Source organism: Haloactinospora alba, assembly GCF_006717075.1.
GTDB lineage: Bacteria > Actinomycetota > Actinomycetes > Streptosporangiales > Streptosporangiaceae > Haloactinospora > Haloactinospora alba.
In genome coordinates this window covers 1,471,645-1,483,727 of sequence record NZ_VFQC01000001.1, presented here as the reverse complement: position 1 = coordinate 1,483,727, position 12,083 = coordinate 1,471,645, and the positions used below count along the sequence as shown (strand labels likewise).

Sequence of the window (12,083 nt, the reverse complement as noted above, 5' to 3'; positions counted from 1 at the left end):
TGCCGCACTCGCGGGTCACTCATCGTAATACATCGTGGCTCCGCACTGCTGCAGGGGATGACGGAAAACGACTGGCCACCGCGCCATCGCGGAACCAGGACACCCGTGCCCCACTGCGGGAAGGCGCTCGGCGCTCCCTTCAGGAACGAGCTGGACACAGGTCTTTCCTCCAGACATCCAACACAAACATCCCGTTTTCCTCGGGAATCCTGTTCCCCTGCCCGCAGCGGAGCCCGAAGTGTGACCATAACCATCCTCCCGGTAGGGAGGAGCGCGACCGTGCCGCGCGAGGGACGGGTACCGGTTCTCCGGGCCGCTCCCCCGGATACGGCGTGGGATGATCGGGGCGTGACCGATGACTACCCGTCGAGCATCCCGGACCTGCTCAACCAGCACGGCATAAACGCAACACGTATCCACCATGTCCTCGCCACCCTCTCGGACGGCTCGTGGTGGAGTCCGCGCGAGCTCGTGCGAGCCACCGCCGTTCCGCACCGTCTGGTGGATAGCACCCTTGTGTCCCTCGGCACGGAGGTGGAACGCGACGGGGACCGTGTCCGGTTGGCCCGTCCCGACGAGTACCTCCGTTACCACCGCAGCCGGGCGGCCGACCCGTTCCCGCCTTCCGGGACGGAACACGCCGAGGCAGCGGAACAACTGCGGCGGATCGTCGCGGAGGCACCACCCCCGCGCACCGAACTCGACCACGTTGCGGCCACGGCGGAAACGGCCCTACGCCGGGGGGTCCTGCTGGACTCCCGTTTCGCGCTGTCCGGGGCGCGCCTGCTGTTCGTCGGTGACCATGACCTGACATCCCTGGCCACGGCGATGGTGTGTCCCGATGTCGAGGCGAGGGTCGTCGACATCGACGAACGCACGCTGGAGTACATCGACACCACCGCCGGACGACTCGGACTCGCGGTGCGTTGTTACTTCGCCGACCTGCGTCTGGACCTCCCCTCCTCCCTGCAGGCCGGATCCGACCTGGTGTTCACTGACCCTCCCTACACTCCCGAAGGCGTCGAAACGTTCGTCCGCCGGGGCTTGGAGGGGCTCGCGGACTTCCGGCAGGCACGACTGCTGCTCGCCTACGGGGCGAGCGAGACAACACCGACCCTCACCGCCAAGACGCAGACGCGACTGCTGCGGCTGAACCTCGCCATCGAAGCGATGTGGCCGGACTTCAACCGCTACACGGGAGCGGAGGCCATCGGCGCCGCAAGCGACCTTTACGTGCTGCGTCCCACACCACGCACCCCCGCCCCGCGTACCACCACCGATCGCCCCCGGATCTACAGCCGGGGGGAGAACGCGGCAGAATCCGAGGGTGTCCTACCGGAAACAAGTGCGCGCGCGGTCCTGGAACGCTCTGCCGCGGACACCACGGTCGGGGCGTGGCCGGTTACCCCAGCCGACCCGGCTCGGCAGAGCGTGCGGTTGGAGGACTGGCTGTCGTCCCCCACGCCGGCTGACCGGGCGGCCGTCAACCTGACCGGTGGGTGGGAGGACCTGCTTCTCCGGGTCGTCCTCGCGAGTTCCGCCGCGGAGACGCACGTTCTCGTGTCCGCGGCCAACCCCCACGCCCGCAAGGACGGTTACACACGGCTGCAGCGGCTCCTCCGGCCGCGTTTCGACCTGCGGATTCTGGAACGGCAGCCCACCCCGGGATACACCCTCCTCGTCGCCAGCGAGCGGGAGACCGCCCCGAGCACACCGGCCGAGCGTCTGCTCCTGCACTGCCAACAACGCGCCCACGGCAACCTCACCAGTGTCCTGCGCGAGGGGCTCGTGCGCGTCGCCTCCGAGTCCGGCGCGCCGGTCAACAAGAAGGGGGCGCGCCATCGGGTCGCCGGAACGGCTTCCCAGTTGTCCGGTTTCTCGCTGCTCACCCTGCCCGAGCACCGGACCGCCGAGTTGGTGTCGGTTACCCGGAGCCTCACCGCGGAGTTGCCCGCGCCCCGACAGCAGTGACACGTCTCCCGGGACCCTCCGGCCGCATCCAGCCCGCTCACTGGGTTTCCGGTTGCTCTCCGTCCAGCTGCTGGGCGTTCTCCTGTTGGACGACCCGACGGTAGAGCGGGTCGCTGAAACCGCTGACCGCGATCAGGGGGGAGGTGAGGTCCTCCTCTTCCTGGGGAGAGTCCGATGCCACTGACTGGACCCACACCACCACCAGGTAGTGGCCGCTCACCATGGCCTCGGCAGCGCTGTATCCTCCGCCGAGCCGGTCGAGCGGAGAGGAGTCGCCAGGAACGGTGAAGAATCCGGGGGCCTCCGCCTCAGCGTCCTGGGGCGGCCTCATCGCTTCCGCGACCGACTCGGAGGCATCGGTGTCCTCCAGGTTGAACACGACCGCGGCGGCCACGTGATCGTCACTGGTGTAGCCGGCGCGGGCAGCCTGCTCGCAACCGCCTTCCCGCAACGCCGTGCGAAGTTCCTCGCCCCACACGGCCTCCGCGCAGTCGGCCGTGATGTCGCTCTCCTCCAGCTCGAAGGTCAGCCCCTGACTCTCGAACTCCTCGTTGCCCCGCTCGAAGAACTCGCTCTCTCCGATGTCACGGTTGTCGTCCTCCCGCGTGGCCAGGGCCTCGGTGATCGTCTGGGAGTCCTCAACGTTGTAGGCGGCCGGCCGGGCCTGCTCCGGTGCGGTCGCTCCTCCCCAGACGAACTGCACCAGCAGAACAGCGACGAGAGCGACCACGGCCACGCCCAGCACGGAAAGCAGCACACGCAGCAGTTTCCCGTTGCTCGCGTTGTTCTTACGCCGGCGGCGGGAACCCTTCTTGCGGGGCGCCGGCGCGGCTAGGCCCGCGATGGAGTCGGCTTCGTCGGGCTTCCTCCGCCGACCGGGAGTACCGGAGACGGACGACTCGGAAGGAGACACCAGAACCTCTCGACGGGGGTAAAAGAGTGGCTATGGACTGGAGGGGATGTGCGAAGCTTGCCGTTACCCGCCGCCAGTGCGCAAATCCTAGCGCGCACCGGGCGTCTCGGTTACCGCACGTCAGCTTTGGGCTTCCTTGGTCCTGCTGAGCTCTTCGTATACTGACACAGCGGCGTCCATCGTCAACACGTTGAAGGTCGCCAGGGTCTCGTCGTCACCCGGCTCCTCACCGTCGACACGCGCGGTCCAGAACACCGCCAGGTAATGACCCATGACCTGAGTCGTCGCCTGGCTGTATCCGGAGTTCAGTCCCTCGATCTCCTGGTTCAGCGGAAGCACGAACCCCGGTTCGGTCTCCTGGTCGGTGGGGTCGAGCTCCGCGGCGACCTCGCCGGCACTCGAGGAATCATCCAGATCGAATAGGGTGAACTGCGTCACATACTCCCCGTCCGGGTCCTGGTAGACGCCACGCGCGGAAGAGGTACACGTACCGTCCACCAGCGCCTGCTGGAGATCCTCTCCCCAGACCATAGCCGTACACGTGTCGCCGACCTCGGAGTCCTGCAGCGTCAGCGTACTGTTGTCCAGATCCAGCTCCTCGGTGTCGGACCCGAACACTTCCTTCTCGGTGAGCGGGGTCGCCTCGTCCCCGCGCTCCTCTATCGGCGCGAAGAGTTCCTGCCCGGAGCCGTCCCCCTGGTACATGTCGGGAACGAGCGTGGGATGCCCGCTGGGCGGGTCCACGATCTTTCCCGTTCCTTCCGTCTCGTGGCCGGAGGACAGGAAGACGAACTGGTACACCAGAACACCGAGCAGCGCCAGAAGCGCCACCCCGCTCAGCGAGAGGAGTGTTCCCAGCACCACCGAGCCACGTCGGCGCAGGCTCTGCTCCGCCAGCGAGTTGACCATCTGGTTAGGGCGGTCCCCCAGCACACTGACGCGGCGCAGCGCTGAGGCGGAGAACCGGGAGACCGGATCGACGCCGCTCCGGGGAGCCGCGCGCCGCGTTGCCCTCGGGTTCTCCTCCCGCCGGGAGCGTTCCCGGCGGGAGGAAACCGGAGTATCACCGCTGCTGTGCTCACCGGCCGCTTCCGCCTGCTGCTCCGGAGACGGTGCGTCCCCGGCGTCCTCGTAACCCTGGGGGCGTTCCGTCCGTTCCGCTCTCTTACCGCGGTTACGGAACATCCCGGATTTCCGGGGGCGACGTCGTCCTGCCCGGCTGTCGGAGTCGGAGTTGCTCACGTGGGTGCTCATTCATCCGGCTGGTCACGGAGCCGGAAGGCCCCGGGAACCAGCTTCGCCTATTCCTCCCGTTACGGTTCGTCGGATCGCTCGGTTCCCGGTTCCTCACCGGACGCGGAGGTTTCGCCGGTGCGCTGTTCCTCATCCGCGTACGGGGAGCTCCCCTTGTTCCCGCGCGTGTCCGGGGAGGGGGCGTCGGGTTCCCGCTCGACCTGCGGCCCCTTTACCAGCAGGGGCTTCAGACGGCGCCCGGCCCAGACAAAGTAGACGATCGCGCCGAGGAGGACCAGGAGCGATGTCCAGTTGTTCAGCCGCAGTCCGAATATGACGTGCGCCGGGTCGACACGCAGGTATTCGATCCAGAACCGCCCCACAGCGTAGCCCATAACGTAGACCGCGAAGAGACGCCCGCCCGCCAGCTGGCGCGGGTAGCGTCTCCCGAGCCAGAGCAGCACGACCGCCAGCCCCAGACACCACAACGACTCGTACAGGAAGGTGGGGTGGTACGTGGATTCACCGATCACCATGCCGGCACGGGGCGCCCCGCTGGGGTGGGGAGTGACTTCCAGCGCCCAGGGAAGGTCGGTGGGCCGGCCGAAGAGCTCCTGGTTGAAGTAGTTTCCCCACCGGCCGAACGCTTGGGCGAGTGGCAGCGCCGGAGCGATGGCGAACGACAACTGCGCCATGGAGAGGCCGCGGCGGCGCGCGAACCACCAGACCCCCAGGACCCCCAGCGGGACGGCGCCCCAGATTCCCAGGCCGCCTTCCCAGATGAACAGCGCCCTGATGGGCTCCTCTCCGGGGCCGAAGTAGTACTGGTAGTCGCTGATCACGTGGTAGAGGCGCCCCCCGACGAGCCCCAGCAGGACCGCCGGTACCGCCAGATCCATGATGGTGCCCTTTTCGCCACCCATGGCGGCCCAGCGGCGTTCGCTCCAGTAGACAGCGACGATGACACCGGCAAGGATGCACAGCGCATACAGGTGGATGGTCAGCGGGCCGAGCTGGAAGGAACTCACCTCGGGGCTGGGGATCACCGCAAGCGTACGTGTCGCGGTCCCGGATGTTGGAATTGTCATATACGGGGACTATTTCTCACTGTCGGCGGAGTCGTCTGTTTCCGCTTCGGCATCGGGGCTCGCACCGTCTCCGGAATCGGCAGGCTCGGTATCCACCGTTCCCGCTTCCGCGTCCTGGACGGCCTGCTCCATCCCGTCCGCCGAGTACGCCTCGTTACCCAGCGCCGACCCGTTCACGAAGACAGCTGGCGTCCCCTGGAATTCCTCCGGGTACTTTCGCTTGACCTCGCCCGTGGCCTGTACCACTTCCTCGACGTAGGTCCCGTCCATGAAAGAGCTGTCCAGGCCGTTCTCGTCGCCCCACTGGACCAGTTCGTCCAGCGCCATGTTCTGCATCTCCTGCTGCCCGAACTCGGAGCGCGCCTGCTCGACAAGATCGCTCAGGTAGTCCCCGGAGAACTCGTCGACGGTCTCGCTCTCGGCGTCGACACGCTCGTCGAACTCCGGGTCGTCGATGCCGACGGTGTTGCCCCACTCCTTCAGCTCGTCGGGTTCGAACCCGGTGGCGTTCTCCGCCCCCTGGTTCTGGAAGAGAATGTCGTGGTACTCGACGAACTTCCCGTAGTCGGCCGCGGCCCGTGCCGCGGCAGCGCCGCGCAACGAGTTGCTCCCGGTGGGAGAGCCCTGGGTGGCGAAGATACTCACCGGCCGGTAGTGCACGATGGCGTCCCCGTCAGCGGCGAGTTTCTGCAGGGTGGGACCGGTGCTCTCCTCGAGCTGCCGACAGGCGGGGCACTGGAAGTCCGCGTACACCTCCACGACCGGAGCCTGGGTGTCCTCCTTCGCCAGGACGACACTGCCGTCCTGCTGGAGAGCCTGCGAGGGCAGGGAGTCGTACTGCTCGGCGAACTCCTGCGCTTCCTTCTTCTGCTGGTAAAAGTACAGTGTCCCAGCACCGACCACCAACGCGATCACGGCCACGGCAGCGCCGATCACAGCGAGGATCTTGTTGCGTTTGGCCCGCTGCCGGGCCTTCATCCGCTCCTGTTTGAGCCGCTCGCGGGAGGCGCGCCGCGACGCCTTACCCATCAGCCGATCACCATTTCCCTTGCCGAATCTGTTCTAGCTGGCATTGCAGGACCCGCGCGGAAAGTCCGGTCCTTACACCCTTCCAACGGCAGGCCAGCACCTCAACGCCCTGACATGTCCCCAGCCTGACCAAGCAGCGAGGGAACCCCACTGTATTGGAGGCCGGAACCGGCAGCTCCGGCCCGGTGACGTCACGCGCCGCACGAGCACCACCGTCCGGCACCCGGCGGTCTCCGGTCGCGCACGGCGCCTTCGGTCGCACGAGCGCGCGGCCGGTCGCCAGCCTCCGCTCCACCCTGGCATGGGGGACCACCGTGGCCCGCCTGGACTCGGTGCCGTCCGAGCAGCCGGAATCCCGCCCGGTGCCCGGTCAGCGGTACAACCCGACGAGCCGGTCGACAGCGAGAGGGGAACGGGGCCAGACCATGATGATGCCGGCCAGTGCCATGAACCCGATGTCCCGGGCGATGTCCCAACCGTAGGCGGTCTCGTCGGCTGCGACCTGGCCTCCGCTGCCGAAACAACCGCAGTCGATCGTCAGCCCCCGTGCCCACGCCGAGACGATTCCGGCGATGAACACGACCATGAGAAGCCCCGTGACAGCCGCAACGTAACGCGTCGCCAGCCCGACCAGCAGCAGTGCTGCCAACGCGAACTCGAACAGGGGGAGCGTGTACCCCAGGAACGTGTTCACTCCGTCCGGGAAGAGTTGGTAGGCCTCGACGGACTGTACCGAGAGGGGCGGGGGAAGCTTCGTGTAAGCGGAGAACATCAGCACGCCTGCGAGCCCCAGCCGCGAAAGCAGGCTCACCCATGGCTGGGCGACCTCCCAGTAACGGGCCATCGCACCGGAACCCGCCTGCGGCGCCGAAGAAGATCCCTGGTCGGGGGGAGAGGATAGCTCCTGGTTGCCAGTCTCCATCAGTGTCTCTTTCCCGGCGGTAACACGGTCGTCTGACGTACCCCGCCGCGGACGGCGGGGCCCCGACACGGCTCGGGCCGCGTGCGGAGCGGTAGTTCCTCACGGTTTCCCGCTGCTTCCCGCTTCCACGGCGAGCGCCCCAGCCTGAGGGCCCGCATCGCCTCCGCGGGCGTTTCACCTCTCCACCCGTCCAGCGGCGAGGAGCTGTCAGGGTCTCGGCACGCTGTGCGCCCGACCACTGGAAGGAACTGTAGCCGTAACACAACGCTGCGCGCACCCGAGAGCCGCAATCCCGGGAAGCACTCTCACGTGATTCTTACCCGTGGCCACGCACCCCTTGGGCGAGCTCGGCGGCGAAGGACCGCACCGCGTCCTCTCCCCCGGCGAGATCCGGTGCCTCCAGAACACGCTGGCAGAAACCGGCGCCCACGATCACCCCGTCCGCGAACTCAGCGACCTCAGCGGCCTGCCGACCGGTGGATATACCCAGTCCCACACAGACCGGAAGCTCCTCACCCGCCGCCGCTCTCGTACGCGCCACCAGGTGCTTTGCGGTGTCGGCGACCTGTGTACGGGTACCGGTGACCCCCATCAGCGACGCTGCGTAGACGAAACCGCGGCAGGCGCCGGTCGTCAGCCTCAGCCGCTCGTCGCTGGAGGACGGAGCGACCAGGAAAACACGGTCCAGTCCGGCGTCGTCGGTAGCGGCGAACCACTCCCCCGCCTCTTCGGGAAGCAGGTCCGGGGTTATCACTCCGGCTCCCCCGGCCCGCGCCAGGTCGGAGGCGAAAGCCGCCGTACCGTAACGCTCGATGGGGTTCCAGTAGGACATCACCAGCGGCGCGGCGCCGGTTTCCGCTGTCGCCGCCACGACCCGCAGTACGTCGGAGGGGGTCGTTCCCGACGCCCGGGCCTGGTCCGCCGCACGTTGGATCGTGGGACCGTCCATGGTCGGATCGGAGTAGGGAAGGCCGACCTCGACAACGTCGCACCCTCCCTCGACCATGGCCCGGATGAGTGTGATGGACGAGTCCACGTCGGGGAAACCGGCGGGGATGTAGCCGATCAGGGCCGCCCTACCGGCAGCCCGGGTCTTCGCCAGTGTGGTGTGCAGTACCGTCACGCCTGTTTCCCTTCCTGTTCGTTCACCAGCCCGAAATACGTGGCGGCGGTGTTGACGTCCTTGTCTCCCCGACCGGACAGGTTCACCAGAATCGTCGCCTCCGGACCGAGCTCCCGTCCCAGCGCACACGCACCCGCCAGGGCGTGCGCGCTCTCGATGGCGGGAATGATGCCCTCGGTACGGCACAGCAGGGCGAACGCGTCCATAGCTTCGGAATCGGAGACGGGCGTGTAGGTTGCCCGGCCGCTGTCGGCGAGCCAGGCGTGTTCCGGACCCACAGCGGGGTAGTCCAGACCCGCCGAGATGGAGTGGCTGGGTATGGTCTGTCCGTGCTCGTCCTGCAGCATGTAGGTGCGTGCGCCCTGGAAGACTCCCGGCGTTCCGCCGCTGATGGAAGCGGCGTGCCTTCCGGTCTCCACTCCGTCGCCCCCCGCCTCGAACCCGCACAGACGCACGTCGGTGTCGTCGAGAAAGGCGCCGAAGATCCCGATGGCGTTGGAACCTCCGCCCACACAGGCCGCGACCGCGTCGGGCAGCCGTCCGGTGCGTTCCGTGACCTGGGTTCGGGCTTCCTCCCCGATCACATGTTGCAGCTCGCTCACCACGGTGGGGAACGGATGGGGACCGGCGGCCGTCCCCAGGAGGTAGTGGGTCGTCCCGACGTTGGCCACCCAGTCCCGGAACGCCTCGTTGACCGCGTCCTTGAGGGTGCGGCTTCCGATCGCAACGGGAACGACCTCGGAACCCAGCATCCGTATCCGGGCGACGTTGAGGGCCTGGCGCTGGGTGTCCTCCTCTCCCATGTAGATCACACAGTCCAACCCGAGCAGAGCGCAGGCGGTCGCGGTAGCGACCCCGTGCTGTCCAGCACCGGTCTCGGCAATGACACGGGTCTTTCCCATGTGCTTGGCGAGCAGTGCCTGGCCGAGCACGTTGTTGATCTTGTGCGACCCGGTGTGGTTGAGGTCCTCGCGTTTCAACAGGATGCGCGCGCCGCCGCTCTCAGCGGCGAAGTTCGCCGCCTCGGTCACGGGAGTGGGGCGGCCGCTGTACTCCCGGAGCAGTTCTCCCAGCTCGTGCTGGAACGCGGAGTCGTTCTTGAGCCGCTCCCACTGCTGGTCCACCTCGTCGAGGGCGGCGACGAGGGCTTCCGGGCTGAAACGGCCGCCGTAACGGCCGTAGTGCCCCCCGGCGGAACGGGGTCGTGTGGAGGTCATGGTTCCTCTCCTGGATACGTGCGAAACGAAACGAACGGGTTGGGCCGCCGCAGGAACCTGCGCTGGAAAGCCCTATCACGCTGCGCAGTGGCGTCGCAGCATACGGGGAGGCGGCCGGAACGGTCCGAGAACCGGCCGCCGACTCCGGTGTCCGTTTTCCCGGGGCGGCAGGATGCCGTCCCTGGGGGCGGGAGGGTACGGGAGCCGCTGGGTGGCGGGCTCCGCACCGCCCCGGTCCGGCCGGGGACCGACGCTCCTACCTCACAGGGGCAACCCCACGGCCGGGCACCGACGTCGTGCCGCGAGCGAGGGGCTCGGAAGCGCCGCCGCACCTCCCTGAGCAGAGAATTCCGATGTCCGGGGGATCACGGGAGTCCGGGGAGCGAGCGGACTCCCCTGCGCCATCGTCCGGTGGAACCCTCCGGTGGGCGTCTGCTCCCGCCCCGCGACGGAGGCTCCGGCCCGCGTGCCGCCGACTCGCGCATCGGGAGGACGGGAACGAGGTGGTGGACGTGCTCGTGGGGCTCTCGCCAAGCGGTGGTGGCGGCAACGCCCGCGGCGGACCCCGCGGGCCGCGGCGGACCCGTTGACGAGTTCTGCAGGGGTTTTCGCAGCGGTCTGCGGGACGTGGGAAGACTGTCCCGGCGAGTGCCGTTCCGAGCGGATCCTGTTCCACTGCCGGCTGGTCCGGCACCACCGCACCCCCGGCGCCACCCGGGCTCCGGCTGGTGGTGATACCGCGACTGCACGACTGGCGACCTCCCTCTGCCCACGACCCTACACGAGGGCAGCAGCACACATGGCTAACCGGTTTTCCCGACGTCACGGACCGGGACCGGTGCCGTTCCCGTCATCCCCGGTCCCGCAAGGCCGGGTGCGCGCCCGCCGTCACCAGGTCGGCGACAGCGTGGCGCGGCGCCCCTCCCATGACAAGGCTCTCGCCGACCAGGACCGCATCCGCTCCCGAACCCGCGTAGGCCAACAGGTCGTGCGGCCCGCGAACCCCGGACTCGGCGACCTTGACCCGATCGCTGGGGATGAGAGGTGCGATACGGGAGAAAACCTCGCGGTCCACGGTGAGCGTTTTGAGGTCGCGAGCGTTGACGCCGATGACAGTAGCGCCCGCGTCCAGAGCTCGCTGTGTCTCCTCTTCGGTGTGCACCTCCACGAGCGGGGTCAGGCCCAGTGACACGGCCCGTTCGACCAAGGACACCAGGACGCCCTGTTCCAGTGCCGCCACGATCAGCAGAACCGCATCCGCGCCGTACGCTCGCGCCTCCCACAACTGGTACGCGCTGATGATGAAATCCTTGCGCAGAAGTGGGGTGGGGACCGCGGCACGCACGTCGGAAAGGTCGCCCAGGCTGCCACTGAACCGGCGCGGCTCGGTGAGAACGCTGATCAGGCAGGCACCGCCGTCCGCATAGTCGCGGGCCAAAGCAGCCGGGTCAGCGATCGCAGCCATCGGCCCCTTGGTGGGGCTGGAACGTTTGACCTCAGCGATGACCTGCACTCCTGGACGACGCAGATCCGCGGCGACGTCGTGGGGCCATGGCACTGACTCGGCTTTCTCCTGAAGCCGTTCCAAGGGGGTGTCGGCCTGCCGATCGGCGAGATCAGCACGTACACCATCGAGGATCTCGTCGAGCACGCTCACGTGAGATTGCCCCCTCTAATAAGCAGTTCCCGCTCTGCCGACCCCGTTGTTGGCCGCTCCGTACCGTGGGCGGAGCGCGACAAGGGAGGCGGTGGTAGCGGCAAGCCCCGTAGTTCGCCGTCCTGTGCTCTTGATCGTATCGACCCGGGAGGTGGAACCCGCCACCGGCCTGGTCGCTACACGGTCCTTCCGTCCCGGAACCGTGAGCCGCGCCGTCGGGACGGGCTGTCCGGGGGTGCGGGAACGCGGCTTCGTCCTTCCCGCACCGTCACTCCGTCAGGAGGGTGGCGCGAGGACGGAACCGAAGGGAAGGTTGCGCACCAACCAGAAAGCGAGGAGAACACCAAGGAAAAGGTAGAGCCAGACTGCGGGGATCCGGAGCCCCCCGGGAGAGCGCTTCGGACGGAACGAACGGTACAGCCACACAACGTAACCGTACCCGAGGACGGGGAGCATCATCATGGTGAACGCGTTCATACGCAATGCCCCGAGGATGTCCCCGTTGGTGAGCGCGTTCACCCCCCGCATCGTCCCGCACCCGGGGCAGAAGGTCCCGGTGAGGAGCAGCCAGGGACACACCGGATAGTGTCCCGGCTCGTGAGGGTCCACGAAGTGGACCATCGTGGCGGCGGCCAGCCCCGCGGCCCCGAGCAGCACGGGCACCGTGGCCGGGTGTACGCGCCGCAGTAGGTTCCTCGCCCGCGTACGGCCGGAGGGGGTCGTGGCCGTCGTGGTTTCCGCTTCTGGCATTGCTGGCGCCCACCGTTCTTCCGTTCCGGAACTGCTGTCGGGCCGGAGCCCCCGCTTTCCCCGCGCCGGGAACCACACCCCGTCCCGACGAACACGCGGTCCACCCGCTTCTGGTATCCGGGACGCTCCGCGGCCTCCGACGGTTCCCCTCAGGACGGTCCCGTTGGCGTTGCCCCGGCG

At 68.0% G+C, this 12,083-nt stretch carries 10 protein-coding genes; 1 reads left to right on the top strand and 9 read right to left on the bottom strand.

From position 1 onward, the window contains the following. Positions 1-348 precede the first annotated feature (348 nt). Positions 349-1,971 (top strand): bis-aminopropyl spermidine synthase family protein, encoded by a 1,623-nt coding sequence (locus FHX37_RS06720; RefSeq protein ID WP_246062152.1) that lies wholly within the window; start codon positions 349-351, stop codon positions 1,969-1,971. A gap of 37 nt (positions 1,972-2,008) precedes the next feature. Here FHX37_RS06720 and FHX37_RS06715 read toward each other — a convergent pair whose 3' ends face one another. From FHX37_RS06715 to FHX37_RS06675, 9 genes are all read right to left on the bottom strand, one after another. Further along, entirely contained in the window at positions 2,009-2,884 is an 876-nt protein-coding gene (locus FHX37_RS06715) for a hypothetical protein (RefSeq protein ID WP_141922823.1), read from the bottom strand. 120 nt (positions 2,885-3,004) lie between these two features. After that, complete coding sequence (locus FHX37_RS06710; RefSeq protein WP_141922821.1) at positions 3,005-4,126, bottom strand: hypothetical protein; 1,122 nt, start codon at positions 4,124-4,126, stop codon at positions 3,005-3,007. A 71-nt stretch (positions 4,127-4,197) separates the two neighbouring features. Further along, positions 4,198-5,205: a prolipoprotein diacylglyceryl transferase gene (gene lgt, locus FHX37_RS06705; protein ID WP_141922819.1), complete on the bottom strand. Its 1,008-nt coding sequence runs from the start codon at positions 5,203-5,205 to the stop codon at positions 4,198-4,200. 9 nt (positions 5,206-5,214) lie between these two features. Continuing rightward, positions 5,215-6,234: a DsbA family protein gene (locus FHX37_RS06700; RefSeq protein ID WP_141922817.1), complete on the bottom strand. Its 1,020-nt coding sequence runs from the start codon at positions 6,232-6,234 to the stop codon at positions 5,215-5,217. A 370-nt stretch (positions 6,235-6,604) separates the two neighbouring features. Beyond that, positions 6,605-7,156 carry a MauE/DoxX family redox-associated membrane protein gene (locus FHX37_RS06695; protein WP_141922815.1) on the bottom strand — a complete coding sequence of 184 codons (552 nt, stop codon included), beginning with the start codon at positions 7,154-7,156 and terminating at the stop codon, positions 6,605-6,607. A 316-nt stretch (positions 7,157-7,472) separates the two neighbouring features. After that, entirely contained in the window at positions 7,473-8,279 is an 807-nt protein-coding gene (gene trpA, locus FHX37_RS06690; RefSeq protein ID WP_141922813.1) for a tryptophan synthase subunit alpha, read from the bottom strand. Beyond that, positions 8,276-9,496, bottom strand: coding sequence for a tryptophan synthase subunit beta (gene trpB, locus FHX37_RS06685; protein ID WP_141922811.1), 1,221 nt, complete (start codon positions 9,494-9,496; stop codon positions 8,276-8,278). The genes trpA and trpB overlap by 4 nt, the downstream gene beginning before the upstream one ends. Positions 9,497-10,346: 850 nt before the next feature. Next, complete coding sequence (trpC, locus tag FHX37_RS06680; RefSeq protein WP_141922809.1) at positions 10,347-11,153, bottom strand: indole-3-glycerol phosphate synthase TrpC; 807 nt, start codon at positions 11,151-11,153, stop codon at positions 10,347-10,349. Positions 11,154-11,429: 276 nt separating this feature from the next. Continuing rightward, positions 11,430-11,903 (bottom strand): DUF2752 domain-containing protein, encoded by a 474-nt coding sequence (locus FHX37_RS06675; protein ID WP_141922807.1) that lies wholly within the window; start codon positions 11,901-11,903, stop codon positions 11,430-11,432. Positions 11,904-12,083: the final 180 nt, after the last annotated feature.